The 26,007-nt window shown below is 65.1% G+C and carries 22 protein-coding genes; 14 read left to right on the top strand and 8 right to left on the bottom strand.

Going from position 1 to position 26,007, the window contains the following annotated elements; genetic code table 11:
- Window positions 1-74 precede the first annotated feature (74 nt).
- The 8 genes from E5673_RS14200 to tssI all read right to left on the bottom strand — a co-directional run bounded on the left by E5673_RS14200 (window position 75) and on the right by tssI (window position 11,038).
- Window positions 75-389 carry a hypothetical protein gene (locus E5673_RS14200; RefSeq protein ID WP_136190503.1) on the bottom strand — a complete coding sequence of 105 codons (315 nt, stop codon included), beginning with the start codon at window positions 387-389 and terminating at the stop codon, window positions 75-77.
- A gap of 267 nt (window positions 390-656) precedes the next feature.
- Window positions 657-1,184, bottom strand: a complete 528-nt coding sequence (locus tag E5673_RS14195) for a hypothetical protein (protein WP_136190502.1) — start codon at window positions 1,182-1,184, stop codon at window positions 657-659.
- Window positions 1,185-1,387: 203 nt separating this feature from the next.
- Window positions 1,388-1,981, bottom strand: a complete 594-nt coding sequence (locus E5673_RS14190) for a hypothetical protein (protein WP_136190501.1) — start codon at window positions 1,979-1,981, stop codon at window positions 1,388-1,390.
- A gap of 1 nt (window position 1,982) precedes the next feature.
- Window positions 1,983-6,425, bottom strand: coding sequence for an RHS repeat-associated core domain-containing protein (locus tag E5673_RS14185; protein WP_136190500.1), 4,443 nt, complete (start codon window positions 6,423-6,425; stop codon window positions 1,983-1,985).
- Window positions 6,422-6,841, bottom strand: coding sequence for a DUF1795 domain-containing protein (locus E5673_RS14180; RefSeq protein ID WP_136190499.1), 420 nt, complete (start codon window positions 6,839-6,841; stop codon window positions 6,422-6,424). Before E5673_RS14180 ends, E5673_RS14185 begins: the two co-directional genes overlap by 4 nt.
- Before the next feature lie 93 nt (window positions 6,842-6,934).
- Window positions 6,935-8,434, bottom strand: coding sequence for a type VI secretion system-associated FHA domain protein TagH (tagH, locus tag E5673_RS14175; protein WP_136190498.1), 1,500 nt, complete (start codon window positions 8,432-8,434; stop codon window positions 6,935-6,937).
- Window positions 8,431-9,003: a hypothetical protein gene (locus E5673_RS14170; RefSeq protein ID WP_136190497.1), complete on the bottom strand. Its 573-nt coding sequence runs from the start codon at window positions 9,001-9,003 to the stop codon at window positions 8,431-8,433. Before E5673_RS14170 ends, tagH begins: the two co-directional genes overlap by 4 nt.
- 4 nt (window positions 9,004-9,007) lie before the next feature.
- Entirely contained in the window at window positions 9,008-11,038 is a 2,031-nt protein-coding gene (gene tssI, locus E5673_RS14165; protein ID WP_136190496.1) for a type VI secretion system tip protein TssI/VgrG, read from the bottom strand.
- Between the two features lie 271 nt (window positions 11,039-11,309).
- Here tssI and E5673_RS20175 point away from each other — a divergent pair, with 271 nt between their 5' ends.
- The 14 genes from E5673_RS20175 to E5673_RS14095 all read left to right on the top strand — a co-directional run bounded on the left by E5673_RS20175 (window position 11,310) and on the right by E5673_RS14095 (window position 26,001).
- Window positions 11,310-12,011, top strand: a complete 702-nt coding sequence (locus E5673_RS20175) for an OmpA family protein (protein WP_136190495.1) — start codon at window positions 11,310-11,312, stop codon at window positions 12,009-12,011.
- Between the two features lie 21 nt (window positions 12,012-12,032).
- Entirely contained in the window at window positions 12,033-13,031 is a 999-nt protein-coding gene (locus E5673_RS14155) for a type VI secretion system ImpA family N-terminal domain-containing protein (RefSeq protein WP_136190494.1), read from the top strand.
- A 79-nt stretch (window positions 13,032-13,110) separates the two neighbouring features.
- Window positions 13,111-13,638, top strand: coding sequence for a type VI secretion system contractile sheath small subunit (gene tssB, locus E5673_RS14150; protein WP_136190493.1), 528 nt, complete (start codon window positions 13,111-13,113; stop codon window positions 13,636-13,638).
- Window positions 13,639-13,693: 55 nt separating this feature from the next.
- The gene (gene tssC / locus E5673_RS14145; RefSeq protein ID WP_136190492.1) at window positions 13,694-15,190 is read left to right on the top strand and encodes a type VI secretion system contractile sheath large subunit; all 1,497 of its coding nucleotides are present in this window, start codon (window positions 13,694-13,696) and stop codon (window positions 15,188-15,190) included.
- Between the two features lie 41 nt (window positions 15,191-15,231).
- The gene (locus E5673_RS14140) at window positions 15,232-15,726 is read left to right on the top strand and encodes a type VI secretion system tube protein Hcp (RefSeq protein ID WP_107961394.1); all 495 of its coding nucleotides are present in this window, start codon (window positions 15,232-15,234) and stop codon (window positions 15,724-15,726) included.
- Between the two features lie 29 nt (window positions 15,727-15,755).
- Window positions 15,756-16,526 (top strand): type VI secretion system accessory protein TagJ, encoded by a 771-nt coding sequence (locus tag E5673_RS14135; RefSeq protein ID WP_136190491.1) that lies wholly within the window; start codon window positions 15,756-15,758, stop codon window positions 16,524-16,526.
- Window positions 16,527-16,535: 9 nt separating this feature from the next.
- The gene (gene tssE / locus E5673_RS14130) at window positions 16,536-17,069 is read left to right on the top strand and encodes a type VI secretion system baseplate subunit TssE (protein WP_136190490.1); all 534 of its coding nucleotides are present in this window, start codon (window positions 16,536-16,538) and stop codon (window positions 17,067-17,069) included.
- A 7-nt stretch (window positions 17,070-17,076) separates the two neighbouring features.
- Entirely contained in the window at window positions 17,077-18,954 is a 1,878-nt protein-coding gene (tssF, locus tag E5673_RS14125; RefSeq protein ID WP_136190489.1) for a type VI secretion system baseplate subunit TssF, read from the top strand.
- Window positions 18,918-19,961, top strand: coding sequence for a type VI secretion system baseplate subunit TssG (gene tssG, locus E5673_RS14120; protein WP_136190488.1), 1,044 nt, complete (start codon window positions 18,918-18,920; stop codon window positions 19,959-19,961). The genes tssF and tssG overlap by 37 nt, the downstream gene beginning before the upstream one ends.
- A gap of 1 nt (window position 19,962) precedes the next feature.
- Window positions 19,963-20,877 (top strand): N-acetylmuramidase family protein, encoded by a 915-nt coding sequence (locus E5673_RS14115; protein WP_136190487.1) that lies wholly within the window; start codon window positions 19,963-19,965, stop codon window positions 20,875-20,877.
- Window positions 20,878-20,887: 10 nt separating this feature from the next.
- Window positions 20,888-21,550, top strand: coding sequence for a hypothetical protein (locus E5673_RS14110; RefSeq protein ID WP_136190486.1), 663 nt, complete (start codon window positions 20,888-20,890; stop codon window positions 21,548-21,550).
- A 257-nt stretch (window positions 21,551-21,807) separates the two neighbouring features.
- The gene (locus tag E5673_RS14105) at window positions 21,808-22,290 is read left to right on the top strand and encodes a hypothetical protein (RefSeq protein ID WP_136190485.1); all 483 of its coding nucleotides are present in this window, start codon (window positions 21,808-21,810) and stop codon (window positions 22,288-22,290) included.
- A gap of 42 nt (window positions 22,291-22,332) precedes the next feature.
- Window positions 22,333-24,948, top strand: a complete 2,616-nt coding sequence (gene tssH, locus E5673_RS14100; protein WP_136190484.1) for a type VI secretion system ATPase TssH — start codon at window positions 22,333-22,335, stop codon at window positions 24,946-24,948.
- Window positions 24,949-25,062: 114 nt separating this feature from the next.
- Window positions 25,063-26,001 carry a BPSL0067 family protein gene (locus E5673_RS14095; protein WP_136190483.1) on the top strand — a complete coding sequence of 313 codons (939 nt, stop codon included), beginning with the start codon at window positions 25,063-25,065 and terminating at the stop codon, window positions 25,999-26,001.
- Window positions 26,002-26,007 lie beyond the last annotated feature (6 nt).

Below are 26,007 nucleotides of genomic sequence, written 5' to 3'. Positions count from 1 at the left end.
AGGTGTCGTTCACCAGCGGGGAGCGATTGGTGCGTATGCGAGCCATTTTGGACGCGTCGAAATATTCTGAATTGTTATTGGTAAGCTGTCGCCAGAACCAAGGACCGTTGCGAAAAGATCCCGCCGCAGTGGTGCCCGAGTTGGAAGGCGCCGTCCGGATCATAGTAGCGGTTCAGATTATAGTGCAGCCCGCTTTCCGCGTCCTTCCATTGTCCCGGAAACCGCAGCGCACAGTTGATCGCCCGACGCGCGCGCGTCCTCACTCCGCGCGCGCAGGATATCGCGTGCGGTGCGGCGCGTCCCCGGAGCGTGGCGTCGCAAGCCCAGCGTCGTGCGCTGCCAACGTCGAACAACGCCGTCAGGGTGCCGATCTGGTCGGCAACGTCCACCAGCCATTCGCTTTCGCGCGTGGCGTCGGCGAGGTCCCGCCCGTCGGCGACAACCGCCTAGCGCGCGCGCGTGCGCCGTCAGGCTCGAAATGCCACCGCTCGGTCGGCATGCCTGGACCGCCATCGGTGTCGCGACGGTCTCATGCTTCGGCGAGCGTTTGTCACTGCCAGAATCAGTCGACCCGAGCGGTATGCAACCCATCGATTCGGGACATTCGAAGATTATGAAGAACGCTCCGTGGGCATTCTATCAAGCTGATGATGCACTCAGATTTCACCAAGCAAGAAGCGCATTGCGGCGTCCCTGTACTCCGGGCTCATATCTGCTAGCACAACGCTTGTAAGAGCATCGCGCGTATCCTGAGCGATCTCGAAATTTTCGTCGAACAGGTTTCTCCCCTTTTCGACGACGAAGTAACGCAGCCATGCCGCCAGCATTTTGAAGAACGCGGGTAGATCGGTTGCAATCGGAATGTACGACCAATCGCCGTCGCCATGGCGCGAGTAGCAGATGATTCCATCGTTCCCCATGCTGACTGGGTTGGCACCCCAATCGGCGAGCACGTAACGGTCGGAATCCCAATCGACCGACGCCACGTTCGTATTGGCGTCGTAGCGGTATCCCGCTTGCCGATCCGGCAGCTCCTTCAGTGAATACACGAACAACTCTTCGACCGTCCACGGAATCCCAATGCCACCGGGATACCCAGCCGACGCGATATCGTTGGCCAGCGGGCCGCCGAATATCCGCTGGTACAGTGCTGTCACGTTGTTGGTGTATTCGATCCCAATCAAGATACCTGCCTCAGTACCAGCGTTAACTAGGCATTGCATCGAATCAACGTACGCCACCGCTTTCCCTTCGCGAGTAGTGTCGGCAACGTAGCCGTTCAGGTGGTTGTGAAAACCGAGATCGCGGTTAAGTCGCCCGACTTGTCGCGTTGGATCCGTCCGGATGTCTGCGGATCAGGATGGGCCGGCATCGACACCTTTTAACGTCAGGCGCATTGTTTGACCGTGAGGAACGCCTGATTGCTATTGTCGAAAAATACATAAACCTGAGCATCGTCATGCAGGAGGTCACCCAAATCGAGCTGGCCGATGAAGATCAGCGGCCGGTCTCCCGCGAAAATCCATGCCGGTTCTTGAAGCCATTTGGGCGGCTTCTTCAGGTAGCGAAATTCGTCAGAGATCTTGTTCTTGATCGCTTTAACCCGAGCAGTGCGGCCAAGCGTCGTGGGAATGTTTTCGAGCAGTATGTCAATGTAAGAATCGGGGAGGGAGAGCCATGCTGGTGTGGCGTCCAATACCAATTCGTACCTGTCCAAGGACGTCTGGTCTACTTGATGTTCGATCCCCATGACCTTAAGAAACTTTGCAAGAGCATCCTTTATATTAATGTCAGACGCGACGGCAGCCGGATTCTGATTTAATATGTAAAGTAAAAGGTCGCCATCGTTCGTATATGGTGGAATATCCGTAGCTTGTTCGATGTACGCCTGTAGCTGTTTATCTTTTGTCACCGTGTCGTAGAACGCAGCAATTTTCGTCTTGCCGTCGAGATATGACTTGATCTGATCAACTGGTTGCATTTCATTGGCCCAAATGTCTGAGGGGATCGAGTGCGGCGTGCTGCTCGCGCGTGACTTCGCGTAAGTTGCCAGGATTATTCGTATATGGGCTTGGGTAGCGTTGCGGGTTGTGGTGATGCAGTTCCATGGCATTCCCCTGCGCGTCCAATGGGGCCCGACCCCGCCGCATCCTTGCTAAAGTCGCGGCGTCGAATTCCCCCGTATTCTCACGCACGGAGGCATCTGCACGGTTCTTCCAGTAGCGAGACCGAACCGTATCCCAATTGGGGGGGCTGCCGTCAGCGCGTGGCTTGTCGATGGCATCTCCGACACGCCATCGTTGGAATCGTACACAATCAGCTAGTCCGTCAGGATCAAACCAGCGCGTAGGATCGGATACATACGCATGGGTCCGTAAACCGCCGTCGATGCCGATCGGATCGGGCGACAGGTACTGGCCTGTATCCGGATCATAGTAGCGGTTCAGATTATAGTGCAGCCCGCTTTCGGCGTCTTCCCACTGCCCCGGAAACCGCAGTGCGCAGGACTGCTGATCGTCTGACGCGCGCTCGTCCTCACTTCGCGCGCGCAGGAGATCGCGTGCGGTGCGGGCTCGTCCCCAGAGCGTGGCGTCGCGTGTCCAGCGTTGGGCGCCGCCGGTGTCGAACAACGCCGTCGGGGTGCCGATCTGGTCGGCCACGACCACCAGCCATTCGCTGTCCAGCGTGGCGTCGGCGAGATCCCGCCCGCTGGCGACGACCGCCTCCCTCGCGAGCGGGCGAACGCCATCCGGTTCGAAATGCCAACGTTCTATCCGCGTGCTGGGACCGCTGTCGTCGCCGTCGCCGTCGCCGTCGCCGTCACGGCGGTACCATGCTTCGGCGAGCGCCTGTCCCTGCCAGACGTAGTCGACGCGCCGGCGATCGGGGGCGCCCAGCAGGAGCTTGCCGACGCGGCGTCCGAACGCGTCGTAAATGTAGCGCCAGCGTGCGCCTTCCGGCGTCTCCAATCCGACCATCCGATCGAAGTCGTCCCAGCGATAACGCCAGTGCCGCGGTCGGAACCCATCCTGGGTCAACACCCGCTCGACCATTCGTCCGCGGGCGTCGTACCGGAAGCGATTGGGACCGGCCTCGACCACGCAGTCGCGCCAGTATCGCTGTTCGCCCGCCAGGCCTTCGGCAAGGTTCATCAGCGCGTCGTAGCGATACGCTTCGCTGTGGCCTGGCCGTTTGACCGCGACCGCCTGGTCGCGCAGATCATAGCCGTATCGCGTCTCGCCGGTCCTGCCCTCGGCCGAACCGGAATCGACGATCCCGGTCAGTCTCCCGGCGCGATCCCAGTCGTACCGGCGTACCATCGCATCGGGACGCTGCCCCTTCGCCGAAAAGACCGTGACGCCGCCGGCGCGCTGTTCCTCGAGCCGGCCGGCAGGATCGTAGCTCTGACGGAGCTGGAACGCGGTGCGCTGGCCGATCGCGGGGACCTCGCGCAGTGTCTCCAGTCCACTTGCATCGTGACCGAACCGGAGGGCGTGGCCGTTGCTTTCGTATCGCTTGAGCAGCCCGTAATCGTCGAAGGTCAGCGCGGTCTCGCCGCTCGGGCTCGACCGGCCGATGCAACGACCGGCGGCGTCGTAGCGATAGGTTATCACAGTGCCGTTCTGCTCTTCGGCGACCAGTCGGCCATGGTCGTCGTAGCGCAGCAGCACGTCGGCGATGCGGCACGGCACGCCGTCGGTCAGATGCCAGGTGCTGGCGCCGACCAGCCGATCCTGGTCGTCGTACCGATACGATATCGCATCGTCGCCGGCCGTTACCCGCACGATGCGGTCGCGCTCGTCCCAATCGAAATGCTGTTCGGTGGCATCGGGCATGCGCTTCGTCAGGATCCGACCGAGGCTGTCGCGGCGGTACAGCGTCTCGCGTCCGGCCCAGTCGACCTGTGCGCTGAGCCGGCCGGCGGGATCGTAGCGGAACTCCCAATGCTGTCCCGACGCGTCGGTGATGCTGGCGAGCCGACCCGCCGTGTCGTAGCCGAACTGGGTGACTGCGCCAAGCGGATCGATGACGCGGCGCAGCGTATCGAACGCGCCGTGCACGAACCGCGTCGTTTGTCCGTCACTTCTGATACGCGCGGCGATCAGCCCTTCGCGGTCATATGCGAACCGGGTCTCGGCGCCGTCGGGGCCGCGCGCGCCGCTTACCGCTCCGCGGGGATTGTCGGGGCCGCGGACGTGGCTCCAGGCATGGCTCCGTCCGGCGGGATCGCGTGCATGGAGTAGCCGCCCCATCCGGTCCCAGTCGTAGCGCGTGACGCGGTCGCCGGGGTCGTGCTGAGCGATCGGACGGCCGGCGGCGTCATTGTCCCATGTGGTCTCGCCGTATCCTGCTGCCTTCTCCGCCACGAGCGCACCGCGCTCGTCGTACTGCGCCGTCCCCGACCTGCCGTCCGCACCCTTCCAGGCGATGATGTTTCCCTGCTCATCCCGGGTCCAGCTCGCACTGCCGTCGATACCGGTGAACTGGACCAGCGCACCCCAGCGGTCGTAGCGCCATCCGGCGGTACGACCGCTCCAGTCGGTCTGCGCGATGAGCCGTCCGTCGCCGTCATAGGCGAAGCGGGTTTCGCGACCGCCGGGGTCTATCCGCCGCTGCAGGCGTTCCAGCGCGTCCCATTCGCTCACGGTCACCGCACCGAGCGGGTCCATCTCCTCGGTGACGAGGTTGTTCTGGTCGTAGCGAAAGCTGGTGGCCGCGCCAGTCGCGTCGATGTAGCGCGACCGACGCTCCTCGGGGAAATACAGGAAGCGGTCGTTGAACATCCCGTCGCCAGTGCGTGTCCCGGCCACACGCCCCGCCGCGTCATAGTCGATCTCTACCGCAGTGAGGCCACTGTCGCGCCAGCCGTTCAGCCAGCCCTCGGCGGTGTAGCGGTACGCGAACTCGCCGGTCGACGTGCCCGATTTCTGCAGCATGCGGCCCTGGGCGTCATACGTGTACTGCACGACGGGGTCGGTCTCCCCCTCCATCCACACCGTGCGCAGCCACCCGTCGGCCGTCGTCTCAACGCGGAACGCCGCCCCGTCCGAATGCCGGATCGTGCGCAGATGGCGGTCCTCGTCGCGCTGGAAGACGATCCGGTTGCCATGGCGATCCTCGATACCCGCCAGGTCGAGGATTGAGGGATCGAGGCCGGGCGCGAACATCAGGTATTGCTGTGTGCGGCTGTCGAACAGTCGAAGGTCGTCGTGCCCGCCGGTCAGCCGGTAATAGGGCGCCTTGAGGTGCCTCGCATCGACCTGTGGCGAATTGCCGATCGCGAACACGAGGCGCTGCCCCTCGGCATCTTCGAGCAGGGCGGTGCCGGTGCTGCGATCGAGCAGCAGGCGCTGCGACCAGTTGCAGATCCATCGCGAGCCAAGCACGCCAGCGACCTGCATCTTCCCCGGATAGACCCGCGACAGGACCAGCGGGAGGATGCCAGGATACTCGAAATCGACGCGCTGGTCGGCATAATCGCCCGTCACGACGTCGACCGGTTCGCCGAACAGCCGGCGCAGTGGGCCGCTGAGTAGCCCGCCCTGACGAACCGCCGACCGCATCCCGGCGACCTCCGCGATCGATAGCACCAGTTGCTCCGTCACCGACAGCGTCGCGCCGGGCGTTCCGTAGCTCGCCGTGGTGCTGTCCGCGGAAATCGTCCTGCAGCCCTCCTGGACGACGGCGTCGCAGGACAGCTTATGCCCGATCCGTGCGAGGGGAAGGCCGTTGACGAAGATCGTCTTGCTGCCCTCGATGATCTGTGAGGGCGGGGTTCCGGGGTGCTTGTTACAGGCTGCGGTGTCGCTGACGCGAGCGACCGGCTTGCCCTCGAAGAAGACGGTCGGCGAACCGGTGGCGATCGGGCCGGACAGCGTCGCGGTCTTCGCGCCCGCGCCGGCCACGGCGGCGCCGACGAACCCGCCCGCTGCCCCGGCGCCGAAGGCCACCGCCGCGCCGACCAGCGGCGCCGCCATGCCCGCCGTCCCTATGATCGCAGCGGCGCTGACCGCGACGACCGCGCCGACAACGATGCCCGCGACCAGTCCGGCGAGAATGCCGTTGAAGGTGTTGTCGTGCGCGATCTGGTGCGTGACGTGCGCGGGTTGCGGTCCGGGCGTCGCGACGCGCTGCGCACCGAACTGCTGCGCGACCCAGAAGGCAGCCTCGTCGGCGTGGACCTGTTCGGCGACCCAGGCGCCCGCCATCGCGCCCGCAAGCGGCGCGGCGACCCGACCACCGAAGCACCGCAGCGCTGCCATGCCGCCCGACTGATAGGCCGAGTACGCGCCCGCGATGGCGATGCCGCCCGATGCGACGTGTCCGGTCGTCGAGATGGCGGACACGGTGCCCGCATTGCTCGATGCCGCCGTCCGCTCGCGCAGGTCGCGCAGCGTCTCGTCCGCGGTCGGCGTATCGGTCACGGCGTGAACGTGAAGGATGTGATCGCGGCGATCAGCGCGTTCCGCGTGTCCTCGTCGTATCCGCCCGGAACGGATCCGGTGAACTGCAGCACCGCATTCGCATCGTGGACGACCATCGCCATGACCTGATGGATCGGCTTGCCGTCGCTTCGCCAGCGCAGTTCGAGAAAATGAGCCTCGTGGCCATCGATCGAGCCCGCGGTGTCCGCGATCATCTCGATCCCGGCCAGTTGTGCCGAGAGGGCCTGACGGTGCTGTACGACGTAGTCGTGGAAGGTCAGGCCCAGAGGCACCGTATCCCGCGCGACGACGAGGTTGGCACCCTGCACCTTTGCGTTTCGCGGCAAGAGCACGTTTATGCTCTGATCCTGCCACTCACCCGCATGGGTGATGGATCCCTCAGCAATTCGGTACACAGCATGTCCTCACACTGGTCATCGTTTCCTGTTCATACCGCCCGGGATGGCGATCTGCCAACGTCTTATCCCAACACCAGTCGCACGTCTGGCCTAACGGCCGGCTTCTCGCGACTGTTCGTTGTAGGCCTGACGAAATTCCTTGGCGAACATCTCCAGAAACGCCTCGTCCGAACCCTGCGCGACGCCACCGAACTCGCGTTCATAGGCTTGCCACAATGCCGCGTCGCGCGCCGCGGGAAGAATGCGTTCGATCATGCCGCCGGCGTTCGCACGTGCACGTATCGCGGTAGGTGAAAACCGCTCGAGCGTCGCGCGCAAGGCGCCCTGCATCGCCCGCAGCGTCGCCACCTGATGCGACTGCAGATCCCTGAATGCTTCCTCGATCGCATGTTCAGAAGGCAGGAAGCCGGGTTGTCGTGGTCCGAGCAACATTCCGATCGCCTCGTCCGGCGTCCGTGCGAACTTGAGCGGGTTATGGCCATCGGGACTGAACGCCGTCGCCTCGGCCCCGAGCTGCGCCTTCGCCCGCGCGCGCGCTTCGACCATGACGACGAGTCCGGCGACGAGCCGGCGAAAGAGACCCCCGGCGCGCGCAAGCTCCGGATCGCTGCTGGCGAATCCCGGGTCGAGGCCGGCTCCGCGGGCGAAGGCGTCTCCGCTACCGGATGGCGAGGGGCCTGCGGCAGGCGCCGTCGGAGGCGCGGACGGCGTCTGTCGTGGCAATGCCGCGCTACCTGGCGCGGGCGAAAGGCCAAGTGGATCGCGCGGCGCTTCCACCGGCTGGCCGAAACCGCCCCGGGCCCAATCTACGACGTTACCCTCCGCTATCCGACCCCATAGGTCATCCGGTGATACTGGCGCCGATTGTGTGGGTGCCGCACTGGACCATGCCGATGCGGGTGGCGGCAGCGGCGTCGCCTCTTCCCAGACCGAAGTGGCCTGAGGCAGGGCGGCGGCTGCATCGGGTTGCCAGCCGCCGGCACGCGGGGCGGGGGAGGGGGCCTGGCCGGAGGCAGGGGAAGCGAATGATGGTCGCGAGTCCCAACCGGCCGCGACCTGGTGGTCCTCGCGTCGCGCGAGCGTCGGTCCCACCTGGGGCTGCCATCCTCCCGAGGATCCTGTGCCCGTAGCCGACGGCTGCAGTGCGTCCCAGCCGGTCGACGCGGACGGGAAGGGCGGGCTGTTGGTCGCCTGAGCCGATGCGGCGTCGGTGTCCCAACCTTGCCAGACCGGGGCAGCAGGCGTCGCAGACGAATCGGTTCGCGCCTCTGCGCCCCCGGTCAAACGGGCACCGATGACGTAGCTGCCGACCTGAAACCGGTCGCCATCGACGATACGATGCGGAGAGACGAGGCGTTCGCCGGTCGTCGCGAGCATCGTGCCGTTGGTGCTGCAGTCGGTCAGCAGGTAGCTGCCGTTATCGAAACGGATCTCGAAGTGGCGCGACGAGACGTAGCGCGTAGGGTCGGGCAGAGCCCAGTCGCAGGTCGCGGCACGGCCGACGATCGCGCCGCGACGATCCAGCACGAGTTCGCCTGCCGAACCATTGTCGAGTTGCCGTGCGCCTTCGATGCTGAGGGTCAAGGTCATCGGTGGAGTGCCGCCATGCCTCGTTCGGCGATACGTTCGCCCAACGCCATTGCCGTCTCCAATGCGGCGACGGGATCGTTCGTTCGCCGTGTCGCCTCGTCGATCGCGCCCACGGCGTAGCGCGCCGCCACATGATCGGGCGGCACGACCGGCGATGCGTTCGGTGCAACGATCGAACCGCCTGAGAAGAAGACTGCGGAGGCCAGCAGTCGTTCGGCGACCGGCTGCGAGATCGCCTCGGCGGCTTCGCCCGCGGCGCGACGATGGGCTTCCGAAGGCTCCTCCAGCCAGCGAAGGGCGACATCGAGCGCATGGCGCGCGCGCGGCGGTGGCGGGCTGGTAGCGGCGGTGTCGGCAACGATCCGCGCCGCCCAGGCGATCGCTTCGAGACGCGGCAGCGCATGACCGAGATACTGCAGCGACGCGGATCGGAGATTGCTGGATCGCAACGCGTCGTAGTGTGCCTGGACCCCGACGTCGGCGGGCGGGCGATCGTCTGGATCGACGCCCATCAACTCGGCGACCTGACGCGCTTCGGTCAGCCGTACCGCCCCCCATGCCTGTGCCATCCGGTCAGCCTTCGCCCGCGGCGGGGCCGAAATCGAGACTGGACCCGAAAGCACCGTCGCCGAGACCTTCGGGGTTGATCTGGGTGGTGCCGCCGTTGAGCGTCAGGGTGCTTGCGCCATTGATCCGCGTCTGGGCCCCGGCATTGATGACCGCGTCCATCCCGGCCTGGATCTGGACATGGGGCGACTGGATGATGATGCCGTTCGGGCCGATCGCGACCACGGAGTTGCCGACCCGCAGCGTTATCGACGTCTTCGACTCGATCGACAGGCTGCCGTTCACGAGCAGATCGTCCATGCCGATGACATGCGTCGCGCGATCGCGCCCGATCTTCTTGCCCTCGTCGCGGCCGATATTCGTGCTTCGGTCGAGTCCGACGCGGCGTTCCTGGCTGTGTCCGACGTGGCGGCTCTCATCGAAGCGTACGCGACTGTTCATGTCGCGTTCGGCGTGGATGAACAGCTCCTCCTTGCCCCCCTGATCCTCGAAGCGGATCTCGTTCGAAGTCCGATTGTCGCCGCTGTCGAGTGCCTCGCTCTCGGGATAGCTGCCGGAACTGCCGTAGGTCAGCGTACGCCAGACCGCACGGGTCTTGTTGGCTGGGAGTTCGTAGGTCGGCATGTGCGCCTTGTTGAACACCCGCCCGACGATCAATGGCCGGTCCGGATCACCGTCGAGGAAATCGACCAGGACTTCATGGCCGACACGCGGCAGGATGACGTTGCCGAGCCCGCCGGTCTGCGACACGCGGATCCAGCAGGTCGACCGTTCACCCGGCGTCTCGGCGCGGTCCCAGTGGAAGCGCACTTTCACGCGGCCGTATTCATCGGTGTAGATCGTCTCGCCGGGCGGTCCGGTGACGATCGCGGATTCCAGCCCTTGGACGCGCGGACGCGGGGTCGCGGGCCGGGGGCGGAACACGGTATCGGCGGGGATCGCCTCGAACTTGACGTTGAACGAGTCCTCGTCGTCCTGCTGTCCCGATCGATAGCTTTCCGATGCGATCGAGTGCTCCGCGCCCGTTATCAGGTAGGACGTGTTCATCCTTCCGGCGGGATGATCCGCGACATCGACCCGGAAGCCTGTCGTGAGGCCTGCCGACTGCGACGTGCCGGTGAACGTCCGCCGGCCCGAACGATGCGCGTCGAGAAGCGCCTGACCACGTTCGCGTCCGGTCTGCTCCTGATCGCCGCGTCCGGTCTTCTCCCGGGTGTACCGACCAGGGTAGACGAAGATCTCCCGGTCGTCGCGTGGATGGGCCTCTTCGCCGGCCGCTTCGGCAGACAGGGGCTGGTCGGGCGACTCGAAATCGAAATCGCGCACGGTCACCCGGGCTTCGGCGGTCGAGGCCACCCGCTCCACCCACGTCTGGAGATAATCCCCTTGCGATCCGAACCGCGATTTCGAGTCGGCGGTGAACACCGAGACGCTGTTCGCATTGTACTTCAGCTGCGTGGGTCTACCGGGTTGATGCGACGCGGGCCCCTCGCACAGGACCATGACGTGACGGTCGGCATCATGCTGGAAGAAGTAGTAGATGCCTTCCTCCTCCATCAGTCGCGAGACGAAGGCGAAGTCGCTTTCGCGGTACTGCACGGTGTACGCGCGTGGCACGCGAGGCAGGACCAGCCGTGTGTAGTCGACGTCCGGGATGCCGGCAGCCTCGATGACCTGCTTGACGATCTGCACGACCGTCTTGTCCTGATAGATCGCCATCTGGCGGTTCTGGTCGAGGTAGAAGGTCCAGGGTCGGATCGAGAGCCGATAGTGGTGCCCCGCCTGCGTCTCCCTCGTGTATTCGCCCGCCGTCACGAGGCCATGGAAGTGGCGAAGCAGCTCGCCGTCCTCGAGCACGCTCAAGGACGCGGGTTTCCCCAGATGCGGCTGAAGATCGATCTCCAGTGGCGAGATTATGTCGGCCTGCACCACGAACGGCATGCCGATTCGCTCCACGCTCCGAATTCGCTCGAGGACGACCTGTTCGTCGCCAACATCGATGGCCATCTGCGTCAGGCGCTGCGTCGTGTCTGTCACCAAGCACTCCAGCCGATCGCGCTGCTGTCACGCGAGGAGCCGCGTTCTACCCATGCCAGCGCGATCCTACAATGGCCTGCGGCAAAACCAGAACATCGCCGCCGGCGCAATAATACATTTGTGTGTGCAGATGGCCGCAGACGGCCACTGCAAGTAAAGGTTAACCAACGAAGCGCGCTGGGTTAACCTCGTTGTTTGCGGTCATGGGTTGCCGGATGAGTAGCGGCGCCCTAATGTCCAGACACACCGAGTTCATGCGCGGGAGCAAGACATGTCGTTGCGGGTGCTGACGTTTCCACTGATGGTCCTCGGGCTCGCCACCGCGGTAGACGCGCAGGAGGCCAAGGGGCCGAGCGTCGAAGGCTACCTCTGCACGTTTGCAGGCAAATGCGGCGCGGGCGATGACGTTCCGGCCGCCACGCGGACCGCTCCGAACACCAAGGGTTTCCGACTTGCGAGGCCGGCCGCTGCGACGGATGCGAGCAGCGTGGCGTTGCGGCCATCGGGGCAGTCGCGAGTTGCACGTGCTCCCGCGCAGGCGCAGCGCCACTACGGCCAGTCGTCCCGTCGGGCGAACTACGCAGCTACTACGGCCATTGCAGGGTCGGTTGGCGCCGTCGCGGCCGGCATGGGTCGGCCACGCGCCGACCTCATGATCAGTTTCGAACGCAACTCGGCGCAGCTCACGGCCGAGGGGACGCGCGCGACGCAGGTGTTCGCGCGCTCGGTGCTCATGCCTGAGCTCAGTGGGAAGCGCTTCCTGATCGAGGGGCATACCGATCTGCGAGGCGGGTCTCGTATCAACGTTCCGCTGTCTGCGGCGCGGGCGAAGGCCGTCGCCGACTATCTCGTCATCCTTGGCGTGGAGGGCAAGCGCCTCGAAGTTCGCGGCTACGGCGCGAGCGCGCCGTTGCCCGGACATTCGAAGAGCGATCCGGTCAACCGTCGCGTCGAAGCCGAGTTGATATCCTGACGCGCATGCCGGGATAGCGATATGGATGTTGCCGCCCTTCTGACGCCGGTTACGCCGGAGGCGCCCGCCGGGCCCGATCTGTCTTACGACCCTGGTCGTCAGGCGATCGAGACCGCGTTCGAAGGGTCGTCCGACGAGGTCGAATGGGATCGCACGATCGGGATGATCGAGGCGCAGGCACGCCAGACACGCGACGTGTGGCTCGCAGTGTATCTCGCGCGGGCGGGTGCTCGATCAGGTGATCTCGCCATCGTCGAGGCGGCCATGCAGTTGCTCGCCGGCCTGTTCGAGGACTTCTGGGAGACGGCGCACCCGACACTGGAGGAATACGGCGTAGAAGGGCGCAAGGGTGCTTGCGAATCCCTGGTCCGCATCGGCGAGTTCCTGGCGCCAGTGCGCCGCATCCCGCTCGTCGAACATCCACGCCTGGGTAGCTATACGGGTATCGATTTCGAGCGCTATCTGAACGAGGGTGCGGCGGCCGAGGGCTACGGCCAGTTTCGCGCCGCGCTTGCGGATACGCCAGTGGAACAGGTCGCGGAAGTCACCGACCGGTTCCGCCGGATCGAGGCTGCGCTGCAGCGCGCGGATGCCGTGCTTTCGGAGCAGGCCGAGCATGCCGGGCAGACCGGCACCAATTTCCGCCCGACCTACGAGGCTATCGAGGGTATCGTCCATGCGCTGACGCCGTTCGTCCGGCAGGGTGCCGAGCCGGACGCAGGGGAGGCGGATCCGGAAATAGGCGGCATGCCGCGTGCAGCGACGACCGCGCCCGGCCGAATCCAGTCGCGAGAGGACGTCGCTCGGGCGCTCGATTCCGTCATCGACTATTACGGCCGGGTCGAGCCATCCAGTCCGATCCCCGTCGCGCTCGGGCGCATCAAAGGATGGATAACGATGGATTTCGTTTCGATCCTTGCAGACATCGCGCCTGGAAGCGTCGCCGAGGCGACCGCGGTCCTGCGTGCTCGGGTCGATGAGAGCGGAGCGGGCCAGAACGGGTCGAGCGATTTTATGTAGTGTCGGGCACGGAGCGATTGTTACGCTTGCGCATTTAACGGATAAGCTCGCAGAAGCTGAAAGAACGGGGATTAGGCACATGGCGATCAAGAGCGGTCAGCGGTTCATCCGCGAAAATCGGAAGCCACGGGTTCACATCGAATATGAAGTCGAGACCTATGGCGCGCGTCAGAAGGTCGAGCTTCCGTTCGTGATGGGCGTCATCTCGGATCTGTCCGGCAAGAGCCTCAAGGACAAGAAGGCGGCCGAAGCGCGCGAATTCATCGACATCGACATGGACAATTTCGATCAGCGGATGGAGGCTGTCGCGCCGCGCGTGGCGTTCGCGGTCGACAACACACTCGCCGGCGAAGGCAAGATCGCGGTCGACATGACGTTCAACTCGATGAACGACTTCTCACCGGGAGAGATCGCGCGGAAGATCGAACCGCTCGCCAAACTCCTCGAAGCGCGCACGCAGCTCGAGGATCTGCTGTCCTACATGGATGGCAAACACGGTGCGCAGGATCTGCTGGACAAGGTGCTGCAGGACCCCGCGCTTCTCCAGGCGATCTCCGCGGCGCGTCAGCCAGCCGCCGACGAGCCGCCGAGCGAGCCCCGCGACTGACATCGGCGATGGCCCGGCAAGGGCCTCATCCCTACTCAAGGATTGGAGCGGTTACATGGCGCAAGACGCGCTGAGGCAAACGAACGAGGGTGCTCCGGTAGCGGAAGCAGCCGAGGTCAACGATTTCCAGGCTCTGCTCCAGAAGGAGTTCCGCCCGGCAAACGACGAGCGCAGGTCCCGGATCGAGCAGGCCGTACAGACCCTCGCGCAGCAGGCGCTGGGTGATGCGAAGATCATCGGTGGCGACGTGTTCGCGACGGTCGACGCAATGCGTGCGGCTATCGATCGCAAGCTTACCGAGCAGATCAACCAGATCATCCATCAGCCGGAGTTTCAGCAGCTCGAAGCGGCATGGCGGGGGCTGAACTACCTCGTCATGAACACCGCGACCGGCAAGGACATGAAGATCCGCGTGATGAACATGTCGAAGGAGGAATGTCGACGGATGTTCCGCCAGTATCGCGATGCGGCCTGGGATCAGAGCCCTCTGTTCAAGAAGGTCTACGAGTCCGAGTTCGGTCAGCTCGGCGGACAGCCCTACGGTGCTTTCGTGTGCGATTTCTACTTTGACCACAGCGCGCCCGATCTGGAGGTCATGCGCGGCCTGTCGCGGATCGGTGCGGCGAGCCATGCGCCGTTCATCGCCGCCGCCGGTCCGTCCCTGCTCGGGATGGACAGCTGGACCGAATTGTCCAACCCTCGCGACCTCGGCAAGCTGTTCGATGCGACCGACTACGCAGCATGGCGGTCGTTCCGGCAGTCGGAGGACAGCCGGTATCTCGCGTTGGCGCTGCCGCGCTTCCTGGGGCGGCCCTTGTACGGTGCGAAGACGGAGCCGGTCGACGAGTTCGACTTCGAGGAGGATACCGGCGGCGAGCATGATCGGCATCTGTGGCTCAACGCAGCCTACGCGATGGGCACGCGGATAACGGAGGCGTTCAACACCTATGGCTGGACCACCCGGATCCGAGGCGTCGAGTCGGGTGGTACGGTTCAGGAGCTGCCGACCGCGACGTTCCCGACCGACGAAGGTGGAATCGATCTGAAGTGCCCGACCGAGATCGCGATCAGCGATCGCCGCGAGGCGGAGCTTTCGACGGCCGGTCTGATGGCGCTGGTCCACCGCAAGAACACCGACCAGGCGACCTTCATCGGTGCGCAGACGGTTCATCGTCCGGCGAGCTACGACAAGAAGGAGGCGACCGCGAACGCCAACCTGTCCGCGCGGCTGCCCTACATCTTCGCGAGCTGCCGCTTCGCGCATTATCTGAAATGCATGGTCCGCGATTGGGTGGGTGGCTCGAGAGAGTCGGAACAGCTCGAACGCGATCTCAACAATTGGGTCCTCCAATACGTCGACGGCTCGCCGACGACGTCGAACGAGGAGACCAAGGCACGCCTGCCGTTGAAGCAGGCCAAGATCGAGGTGATCCCGGATGAGGAGAACCCAGGATACTACAAGGGGAAGTTCATGTTCGTGCCGCACTATCAGCTAGAAGGCATGGACGTGGCGCTCAGCATGGTTTCGCGTCTACCGAAGACGTCCGGTTGATTTGACGTCGATCTTTCAAACATCGTTGACAGGAGAACCTCATGGCAGTCGATCTGTTTCTTAAAATCGAGAGCATTCAGGGCGAATCGAGCAAGAAGAACCATCAGGGCGAGATCGATATCATCTCGTTCGACTTCGGTGCGGTCCAGCACGGCTCGTTCCACACCGGCGGCGCCGGCGGTGGTTCGGGCAAGGCCGAGATTTCCGACATTCGCATTCAGAAGGAAGTCGACAAGTCTTCGCCGCTGCTTTTCAAGGCCTGTGCTTCGGGCAAGCACATCAAGGAAGCCATCATCTATTCGCAGAAGGCCGGCGATGGCTCGACGCCGCTGACCTATTACAAGATCAAGCTCGAGGACATCATCGTCTCGGACATCCATAACAATGGCGCATCGGGCGGCGATGCGATCATGGAATCGGTGACGTTCAACTGCGCGAAGGTGACCTTCGACTATCAGGCGCAGAATTCGAACGGCAGCAAGGACGGCGGCATCGTCACCGCCTACTACGACATCCGCCAGAACGAAGCGGGTTGAGCAGATTGGATCGTCCGTAGGAGCGCGACATGCAACAGGCGGACGATCTACTCCGTTCGGGCGATCTCGACGGCGCGCGGCGCGCGCTCGTCGAGGTCGTTCGCCGGACTCCGGGCGACGTACCGACCCGGCTTTTTCTATTCCAGTTGCTCGCATTGGCCGGCGAATGGGCCAAGGCCAAGGTGCAACTGGCGACGCTGGCGCAGTTGTCGCCCGAAGCGCAGATGCTGGCGGTGGTCTACGGCCAGGCGATCGACGCAGAACTGCAGCGCGAGGCTGTCTTCGCCGGAAGCGCGCGCGCCGAAATCCACGGGGGGTCGGATTGGGCAACCCCGATAGCGGAGGCGATCGAGGCAGCGGCAACCGGCCGCGACGATGCTGCGGAAGCTATGCGCCAGTCGGCGTTCGACGCAGCACCCGACATGCCCGGCGCGATCGACGGCAAACCCTTCGATTGGATCGCGGACGCGGATCCTCGGTTCGGACCGACGATCGAGGCGATCGTCAACGGACGCTATGGGCTGTTGCCGTTCGACGCGATCGGCGAACTCACCAGCGAGGGGCCGCGCGACCTGCGCGACCTGGTCTGGTATCCCGTCGAGATCACGCTGAAGGCAGGACCGCGCATCGCCGCGCTGTTGCCCGCGCGCTATCCCGGCATCTCTGCGGACCCGGGCGAGGCGATGGCGCGCGCGACGTCGTGGCATGACGACGGTAATGGTGCCGGACAGCGGCTGTTGGCGACATCGGACGGCGAGGATCACGGCTTGCTCAGCGTCCGTTCGCTGCGGTTCGACTAGGCCGCATCGATGGCCGTCACCCAGCGTCTGACGCCCACGATCTACGACAAGCTCGTGGCGGATCTCGAAATCTCGGGCATGCGGGACATGAGCGAGGAGGCACCGGAGATAAGCCGAGAGAAGTTCCGCTACTATTCGGTGCCTCGGCTCGAGCGGTTCAACGAGACCGCGTTGCGCGCAACGATCCGCCGCGATCTCGCCTGGCTGTTTAACACGACCAATCTGGAGTCGCTCGTCGACCTCGAGCCATATCCGAACGTCCGCGATTCGGTGCTGAACTATGGTCTGACCGATCTCGCCGGGCAGACGCTGAACCGACGTGCGGTGCTGGCGCGTGCGCGGGAGATCCGACGCGCGGTGCGGCTGTTCGAGCCGCGATTGTCGCGCGAAGGCTTGACGGTCGACCCGATCGAGGACGATGATGATCCGCATGCGCTGACGTTCCTGATCCAGGGCGACATTACCGCCGCGGCGCAGACCATGCCCGTGAAGTTCCGTACCGAGATCGAGGCCGAGACCGCCACCGTCAACGTGCGCGAGTAGGACGGCCATGAGTTCCGGGATCGATCCGCGCCTGCTGCGCTTCTACAATGACGAGCTCGCCTATCTGCGCGAGGATGCGCGAGCGTTCGGCGAGGAGCATGAGGCGGTGGCGGGGCGGCTCGGCCTCAAGACCCCGACCGATCCCGATCCCTATGTCGAGCGCCTGCTGGAGGGCGTCGCCTATCTTGGCGCGCGCGTGCAGCTGAAGATCGCGGATCAATATCCCGAATTCACCCAGCATCTGCTGCACGCGGTTCAGCCGCATTACCTCGCGCCGACCCCGTCGATGTGCGTCGTCGGGTTCGAGCCGAAGGACGGCGATCCTATCCTCATCAAGGGGCACCGCGTCCCGCGCTCCACGCCGCTGATGGCGGTGGCGACCGAACAGGAAAGCGTGCCGGTCGAATTCCGTACCGGACACGACGTCACGCTCTGGCCGATCAAGATCACGCAGGTCGAATATCTCGCCAGTCGCGCCGCGGTGGCGCCGTTCGCGAGCGCCGCCGACGTTCGGGCCGAGGCGGGCATGCGTATCCGGTTCGAAGCGACCGGCGGCGCTGCGCTACCGCAGATATTGCCGGAATCGCTGCCGATCTATCTCGCCGGGTCGGAGGCGTTGCCCGCCGAACTCTATCGCCAGATGATCGGCGAGACGCTGTCCGTGATCGCGCGGTCGGCGGATGCGGCGGCAGGAGCTGAGGGCTGGAAGAAGCTCCCTCTGCCCAAGCAGGTCGGGTTCGACGACGACCAGGCGTTGCTGCCAGCCGAGCTGCGGTCGTTTCGCGGATATCGACTGCTCAGCGAGTATTTCGCCTGTCCGGAGCGCTTCCTGTTCGTCGACCTGCCTGACTTGGCGCGCGCGTTTCGCGACAGCCCACAGGCTTGCGACGTGGTCCTGCTCTTCGAACGGTCGGCGTCGGTTCTGCACAACGCGCTGGAACCGGCGAACCTGCGGCTGTTCGCGACGCCGGCGATCAATCTCTTCGAGAAGCAGCTCGGGCGGGTGCGCGTGTCGCAGTTCGAGCACGAGCATCATGTCATTCCCGATCGTGCCCGCCCGCTCGATTTCGAGGTGTTCCGACTGCTCGACGTCCAGGCCTATTCGGCGAACAACACCGACGCGCGGACGGTCGCGCCGCTCTACGCCTATGGTGCGTTGCTTTACGACTGGAGCAAGGCGCTGTTCTACACCACGCAATTGCGGTCGCGCCGGTTGTCGACCCGCGAGCGGCGCTTGCGGCGACGTGGCGAGTATACCGGGACCGAGACGTGGATCAGTCTTACTGCCCCCGGCGATGCGACGCGGCTCGACGAGATCGACGAACTGGCAGTCAAGGCGCTGGTGACCAACCGCGAACTGCCCGAACTGCTTCAGTTCCGCGGAGAGCAGCACTTCACCGTGTCGGGCGTTCCGGCCCGTGCCGTCAGCGTGCTCCGGGCGCCGACCAAGCCCCAGCCGCCAATGGGGATGGGCGACGCGGCGTGGAGGGTGATCGGTCACCTGACCACCAACTACATGACGCTGGCGCCGGAGGATCATGAAGATCCGCAGGTGCTGCGCGATCATCTGGCGCTGTACGGCCGACAGGACGACGCGGCCTCGCGCCGGCAGGTCGACGGTGTGTCCGCGATCCGCTCGACCCGGGTAGCGCGACGGGTGCCGGGGATGGACCGGATGGCGATCGCGCGGGGCCACCGCATCCACGTCACGCTCGACGATGCCGCGTTCGACAAGGGACGGATGTTCCTGTTTTCGGCGGTTCTCGAACGGTTCCTAGCCGAATTCGCGAGCATCAACGCGTTCACGGAGACGCATTTCTCCAGCGCTAACGAAGGGGAGTTTCAGCGATGGCCGCTGCGGATCGGCCGCCGTCACACCATCTGAACTTCCTTGCGGCGGCTGCGGCGTCGCGCAAGCGGTTCGGATTGTTCCCGATCGTGCGGGGCGCGGAGGCGCGCGCGCCCGGCTTGCCGCGTGTCGGGCTCGCGCGCCGGCCGAATCAGAATATAGCCGACCTAGTCCAGGTGCCGACGCTCGCCTTTCCGGATTCGACGCTGGACGAGGTGGAGGTCCGCAACGGCCGTGCGCGGATCGGCGGCTTCTGGTTCGGACTGACCGGGCCAATGGGACCGCTGCCGTCGCACATGACCGAGTTCGCGGTGTTCGAGCGCCGTTACGCGAAGAAGCGCCCGTTCGGCCGCTGGCTCGATCTGCTGTCGGGACGGATGCTCCAGTTCTTCTTTCGCGCCTGGGCGGATTCGCAGCCGGTGGCGCAGGCCGACCGTCTCGACGACGATCGCTTTGCCGATCATGTCGCGAAGCTTACCGGTGCCACCGAAGGCGTGTCGGCGACGAGCAGCTTTCCCGGGCAGGCGCGCGTCCACTACGCCGCGCTGTTCGCGTCGCGTCGCAGCGCAGGCGGCATCGAGGATGCGATGACGCACCTGCTCGGGCAGTCGGTGAAGATCCTCGAATACCAGTCGCGCTGGCGGTCTATCGAGGCCGAGGACCAGACCCGGCTCGGGCGTTCCTTTTCCGGCCTCGGCAACGAAGTGATGCTGGGCGGCCGTGCGAAGGTCGCGTCGGATGCGTTCCGCGTGGTCATCCGCGCGCGATCCCGCGCCGACTACGAAGCCCTGCTGCCCTCCGGGCCCCGGTTTCGCATTTTGTCCGAGGCGCTGGACGCGTTCGCGCCCAGTCACCTTGAATGGGACGTCGCGCTCGAGGTGGCGGGCAAGCATGCCAGGCCCGCGCGGCTCGATGGCTCGACCCGGCTCGGCTGGACCGGCTGGATCGGCCAGGCCGGCGACGATGAGGTGCGCAGGGACGCGCACCTCCGCCGATCAACCAGCGGCCGTCCGACGACGGACGCGATGATGAGAAAGGTTTGATATGGCGATAGTGGCTCCAGTTGGTCCGCAGCGGCCTAACCGTGCCGCCGACGTGCGGACCGTTCAGACGTTGCTGAACCGGTCGGGATCCCCCGGCGCGACGCCGTTGCGGGTCGACGGCGTCTTCGGTCCCCGCACCGCCGATGCGATCGCTCGCTACCAGACCCGGTCCCTGCGCCTCAGCAAGCCGGACGGGGTCGTCGATCCGAACGGGCCGACGCTGAACAGGCTGGGCCGCGATCACCGTGGCAACACGACGCCGACCCGACCCGTGCCGCGCCAACCGGCGCGCGCGCCAGCACCAGCCGCGGCACCGTCCCGGACTGCTCCAGCGGCCGCGACTCAAGGCATCGCGCCGGGCGGACTTAGCGAGGCAACGTATGTCGACATGGCCGCCCGGCTCCAGTGCGAGACCGCGGCGATCAAGGCCGTCGTCGAAACCGAAGTCGCGATCCGCGGCGCGTTCGACGGGGATGGCCGCCCAACGATTCTGTACGAGCGCCACAAGTTCAGCAAGCACACGGGCGGGCGGTACGACCGTACCGATCCCGAACTCTCCAATCCCGTCGGTGGCGGCTACGGTAAATTTTCCGAGCAATATCCGAAGCTCGAGCGCGCAATGAAGCTCAACAGCAGCGCGGCGCTGAAGTCGGCGAGCTGGGGCGCGTTCCAGATCCTCGGTGAGAACCATGTCCAGGCAGGCCATGCGACGGTCGAGGCGTTCGTCGCCGCGATGAAGAGCGGCATCCTCGCGCAGGCGGAGGCGTTCGTCGCGTTCGTGCTGGCGAACCGGAGCTTGCTGACCGCGCTGCGGGCGCGAAACTGGTCTACGTTCGCCAGGATCTACAATGGTCCGGCCTATAGAAAATTCGCTTACGACGACAAGATGCGCAGCAACTACCTGAAATACGCTTGAGGAAAATGAGATGACATTCGATCCGAAATTGCTGTTGCTCGGCGCGGCATCGCTGGTGCTGGCCTGCTCTCCCGAGGCTGGCACTGCGTCCGGCAATTCGACCGCCGCCGTCGCCACGCCTGCGGCTGAGCCTAGCGAGACCGTCGCGCCCGAGCCAATGACGCCGCCTGCCGCGCCCGCATCGGCCGGAAAGGTCGCACTGTCCGGTAGCGCCGACGCGGAAGCCATCGCGCAGATCAAGACGGCGGCAGCGGGTGAGCAGATGACGAAGGTCCAGATCACGTCGGCGCAGTCGTTCGGACTGTCGGTGGATGGACAGCGGGTCGCCTCGATCGTCACCGGCGAGGCCAGTCTCTCGAACGGCACCCCCGGATGCTTCGCCGCGATCGTGCAGGACGGGAAAGTCTCGCTGGTCCCAACGATCGGGCAAGGCGAGTATGAAGCCGAATCGTGCGATAAGCCGACAGCGGTCGGTGTCCTGTCGTCATCCGGCGACATGGTTCGCATCGGCGCGGTGTTCGGTGCGTTTTCGCCCAATGCCACGGTCAGCGAGCCGATCGTCCTGAACTGGTCGCGCTCCACCGGCGCGCTTTCGATCGATGCAGCCGGTTCCAGCAAGGCCTCGCAGGACGGTGCGCAGACGATCGCCGCGATGCGAAGCGCGGTGCAGTGACGCACCCTCGGGGTCGATGATCAGGCGAACGTTAGTTCTATTGGGTGATGGAAAGATGCGCACAGATTGCCAACGACTTTCCTATGCGGGCTAGTGCGTTCGCCTTGCGCGGATCTGTGGTGTCCATACTCGCTTGCGCGGCAGCGGCATGCAGCGCGGAGCCGAGCACGGCTAACAGCAACGCTGTCGGGACGCCCAAAACCGCCTCAGTCGTAGCCTCGGTATCTGCACCTGCGGTTCTGCCTGCCCGACAGGATTTGAAACTTGCCGGGCAGGCGGACGGTACCGCGGTCGCAGCAGCGCTTGCCGAGGCGCGACGTCAGAAAATGACGGACGTCGAAATATCCAAGACCCAGTCGTTCCGTGTGGTCGATGGCGCCGGGCCGGTGGCGACGGTCCTGACCGGCCACGGCGACATGCCGGCTGCCATCTCTGCCGGCTGCTTCATCGCGATCCAGCAGGACGATGACGTCGAACTGATCCCGACGCTGGGATATGGCAGTTACGAAGCTGAGACCTGCGGCGGGCCGTTGGCTGTCGGCATCGTATCGAGCGCGCCGGTCCGTTTCGGGATCGTCTTCCGCGGCTATTCCCGAGAGGCCAAAACCAGCGTCCCGATGGTGGTGGAATGGAACCGGAGCGACAACACGCTGCTGATCGACGACGCCCTGTCGACCAAAGCCCTGGATGGGGGGGCGACCAGTATCGCAGCCATGCGACGCCTGATCGGTCGACCATAGATTCATGATTATGTCAGCACACCGTGCAGAAACAGGGGCCCCATGACCGAAATCAGCCGTGCGTCATTGTTCGGGCGGCTCGACGCCGCCGCGTTGACGTCGATCGAGTCCGCGACCGGGTTCGCCCGGATGCGCGGCAATCCCTATGTCGAGCTGGTTCACTGGATCCATCTGCTCTTGCAGGATCCGCAGGGCGACGTCGCGGGGATCCTGCAGAACTTCGGGCTCGACGAGGCGCGGCTGGCGCGCGACGTGGTCGGTACGCTCGACCTGTTGCCGCGCGGTGCCTCGGCGATCTCCGACTTCGCGCCGCAGGTCGAGGAGGCGATCGAGAAGGGGTGGCTGTACGCCTCGCTCCAGTTTGGTGCGGCCAAGGTGCGGCCGGGCCACCTGCTGTACGGGATGTTGCGGACGCCGACGTTGCGCAACGCATTGTTCGCGACCAGCGGCGAATGGCGCAAGATCCAGGTCGAACGGCTCGGCACCGAGTTCGCCGCGATCGTCGGGGGCGGCAGCGACGCCGGGGGCGATCCGGTCGAGCCGCTACAGGCCGCCGGAACCGTGCCGCCCTCGTCCGGCGAAGCGCTGGAGCGGTACTCGGTCGACCTGACCGCCCGCGCGCGTGCCGGCGAGATCGACTCGATCGTCGGGCGCGATGCCGAAATCCGGCAACTGGTCGACGTGCTGCTGCGCCGACGCCAGAACAACCCGATCCTGGTCGGCGAGGCTGGCGTCGGCAAGACCGCGGTGGTCGAGGGGTTCGCCAAGCGGATCGTCGATGGCGACGTGCCGCCGGCGCTGCGCAACGTCGTCGTCCGCGCGCTCGACGTCACGCTGATGCAGGCGGGCGCGGGCGTGAAGGGCGAGTTCGAGAAGCGGCTGCGCCAGGTGATCGACGAGGTCGAGGGCGCGTCGACGCCGGTGATCCTGTTCATCGACGAGGCGCACACGCTGATCGGCGCGGGCGGGCAGGCGGGGACGGGCGACGCCGCAAATCTGCTGAAGCCGGCACTCGCGCGCGGTCGGCTGCGCACGATCGCCGCGACGACCTACGCCGAATACCGGCAGTATTTCGAAAAGGACCCCGCGCTCACCCGACGGTTCCAGACGGTCGACGTCGCCGAGCCGGAGGCACCGGTCGCGATCGCGATGCTGCGGTCGGTGGTGCCGGCGATGGAGGCGCATCACGATGTCGTGATCCTCGACGATGCGGTCGCGGCAGCGGTGACGCTGTCGCAGCGCTATGTCCCGGCGCGGCAGCTGCCCGACAAGGCGGTCAGCCTGATCGACACCGCCGCGGCGCGCGTCGCTGTGTCCCAGAACGCGACGCCTGCGCCGGTCGAGGACCAGCGGCGGCGCCTCGAACTGCTCGAGGTCGAGCGCGGCATCGTCATGCGGGAAACCGAAGGGCGCTACCGTCACGATGACGCCCTGCCGGCACTGGACGAGGCGATCGCATCCGCCCGTGCTGCGGTCGAGGCGGTCGAGGCGCAATGGGCGCGGGAGAAGGACGCACTCGATGCCGTGCGGGCGGCGCGCGACGGTGGCGACGGTGCGGCGCTGGACGCGGCCCTCGCGACGGCGCGTGATCACGCGGGCGATGCGCCGATGGTGTTCGGCGTGGTCGACGCCGACGCGGTCGCGGCGGTGGTCGGCGACTGGACGGGCATCCCCGTCGGGCGGATGGTGAAGGACGAGATCGCCAGCGTGCTGGCGATCGGCGAGGCGCTGAAGACGCGAGTGATCGGGCAGGATCATGCGATGGCCGCGATCGCCAAGCGCATACAGACGAGCCGCGCGAAGCTTGACAATCCCGGCAAGCCGGTCGGCGTGTTCATGCTCTGCGGTCCGTCGGGAGTCGGCAAGACCGAGACCGCGCACGCGCTGGCGGAACTGATGTACTCCGGCGACGATTCGATGATCGTCATCAACATGAGCGAGTTCCAGGAGGCCCATACCGTCTCCACGCTGAAGGGGGCGCCCGCCGGCTACGTCGGTTTCGGACAGGGCGGCGTCCTTACGGAAGCCGTTCGCCGACGGCCGTACAGCGTCGTTCTGTTGGATGAGGTCGAGAAGGCGCATCCGGACGTCCACGAGATGTTCTTCCAGGTGTTCGACAAGGGGTTCATGAACGATGCCGAGGGACGCCACATCGACTTCCGCAACACTGTCATCCTGCTGACGTCGAACGTCGGCACGGATCTCATCGCATCGCTGACCGACGACGAGGAGATGGCGCCGGAACCGGAAGGTCTGGCCGATGCGTTGCGTCCGGAGCTGTTGAAGGTGTTTCCGCCGGCGCTGCTCGGTCGGTTGCAGGTGCTACCGTACTATCCGCTCGGCAGATCCGTGCTGGGGGGCATCGTCCGTCTACAGCTTGCGCGGATTGAGCGCCGGATAGCCGACAATCACGGTATCGCGATGACGATCGATGAGGCCGTAGTGCAGCACATCGTCGATCGTTGCACCGAGCTCGCATCAGGCGGGCGCATGATAGATGCGATCCTCACCAACACGATGCTTCCCGACATGTCGGTCGCACTGTTGGAACGCCGAATGCGGAGTGAGGAGGTGTCGGAAATCCGCGTGATGGCGACGGACGGCGGCTTCAGCTACGAATATCGAGCTGTCGCAGGCACGGGCAACGTAATAGGCTGACTGACGAGCGGCTCGCAGAATCATATTAATCAATACGAGTCTAAGAGAACGCGAAGGCCGCGACGGACGTGTGACTGCACAGATCAGATGCAATTCAGCAGAGGATGGTGAAGGATGGCGACACGGTTGGTACGGAAGGGCGATCACGGTCCGATCGTTCGTGAGATCCAGGGGAATCTCACGAGGACGGGACATCAGGTCAAGACTGATGGTCTGTTCGGAAGCGAGACGGACGCAGCGGTCAGGGCCTTCCAGAAGGTGCACAAGCTGCCAGTGGACGGCGTCGTCGGGCCGCGGACACTCGCCGTGCTCCATCGTCGTCCCCCGCAACCCAAGCCGCCTGGGCAGGACGCGTTCGATCCCGCCGCGTTCGGCGCGTGGCTGTCGCGGTTGCCTGGGGAGGTCTTCGACGCCGTACTTCCGGACAAACCGGCGGCAGCGATCGCCAGGCCTACGGCGCGTCCCGAGCCACGCCACGAGATTCGCAAGGTGCCCGATCGGCCGACACGAGCCACCGGCAAGCCGGTGGTCTCGCCAGCGCAGAACACCAAGCATCGCCGCATCAGCTTTCCCGGCTACGAAGGACGCGGCTTCGTCCTGCAGGATTTCGAGAAGTACGAGAATTACGCGATCAAACTGCTGGGCGGCTATTCAGTCGCACCTTGGGATCCGCGTAAGCTCATCAAGAACGAATGCGCACAGTTCGTTCAGTTCTTCGGGGTGCCTCGCACGCGGGAATGGCGGGCAGGACCCCAGGTCTGCTTTCTCGATCAGGGCGACATTCCATCCGGTACCGTCGTTGCGACGCTACGCGACAACATGTACCACAACGACTATTCTGGGCGGTCCCATGTCGGCATCTATCTGCGGCATGACCCTTTCGGGACGAAGGGCGGCGGCGTCCTTCTGCTCGACCAGTTCAACAAGAACCCGATCAAGCGCCGACTGAAACGCTATGACGGCGATGCCGGGCGCGCCAAACCGATCCGGGCGACCGGTCGCCGGTACAACTGGTCCGCTGACGGCGAAGAATATTTCGTGCTTCTGGTATGAGGATCG

The organism is Sphingomonas sp. PAMC26645 (assembly GCF_004795835.1).
GTDB lineage: Bacteria > Pseudomonadota > Alphaproteobacteria > Sphingomonadales > Sphingomonadaceae > Sphingomonas.
The sequence above is the reverse complement of the archived record's forward strand: the minus strand, read 5'-3'. Positions and strand labels throughout refer to the sequence as shown.

Bases quoted from the DNA above. Each gene is read 5' to 3' on its own strand.
- E5673_RS14190 (WP_136190501.1), bottom strand. From the start codon at position 1,981: ATGCAACCAGTTGATCAGATCAAGTCATATCTCGACGGCAAGACGAAA.
- tagH (WP_136190498.1), bottom strand. From the start codon at position 8,434: ATGACCTTGACCCTCAGCATCGAAGGCGCACGGCAACTCGACAATGGT.
- E5673_RS14170 (WP_136190497.1), bottom strand. From the start codon at position 9,003: ATGGCACAGGCATGGGGGGCGGTACGGCTGACCGAAGCGCGTCAGGTC.
- E5673_RS20175 (WP_136190495.1), top strand. From the start codon at position 11,310: ATGTCGTTGCGGGTGCTGACGTTTCCACTGATGGTCCTCGGGCTCGCC.
- E5673_RS14155 (WP_136190494.1), top strand. From the start codon at position 12,033: ATGGATGTTGCCGCCCTTCTGACGCCGGTTACGCCGGAGGCGCCCGCC.
- tssB (WP_136190493.1), top strand. From the start codon at position 13,111: ATGGCGATCAAGAGCGGTCAGCGGTTCATCCGCGAAAATCGGAAGCCA.
- tssC (WP_136190492.1), top strand. From the start codon at position 13,694: ATGGCGCAAGACGCGCTGAGGCAAACGAACGAGGGTGCTCCGGTAGCG.
- E5673_RS14140 (WP_107961394.1), top strand. From the start codon at position 15,232: ATGGCAGTCGATCTGTTTCTTAAAATCGAGAGCATTCAGGGCGAATCG.
- E5673_RS14135 (WP_136190491.1), top strand. From the start codon at position 15,756: ATGCAACAGGCGGACGATCTACTCCGTTCGGGCGATCTCGACGGCGCG.
- tssE (WP_136190490.1), top strand. From the start codon at position 16,536: ATGGCCGTCACCCAGCGTCTGACGCCCACGATCTACGACAAGCTCGTG.
- tssF (WP_136190489.1), top strand. From the start codon at position 17,077: ATGAGTTCCGGGATCGATCCGCGCCTGCTGCGCTTCTACAATGACGAG.
- tssG (WP_136190488.1), top strand. From the start codon at position 18,918: ATGGCCGCTGCGGATCGGCCGCCGTCACACCATCTGAACTTCCTTGCG.
- E5673_RS14115 (WP_136190487.1), top strand. From the start codon at position 19,963: ATGGCGATAGTGGCTCCAGTTGGTCCGCAGCGGCCTAACCGTGCCGCC.
- E5673_RS14110 (WP_136190486.1), top strand. From the start codon at position 20,888: ATGACATTCGATCCGAAATTGCTGTTGCTCGGCGCGGCATCGCTGGTG.
- tssH (WP_136190484.1), top strand. From the start codon at position 22,333: ATGACCGAAATCAGCCGTGCGTCATTGTTCGGGCGGCTCGACGCCGCC.
- E5673_RS14095 (WP_136190483.1), top strand. From the start codon at position 25,063: ATGGCGACACGGTTGGTACGGAAGGGCGATCACGGTCCGATCGTTCGT.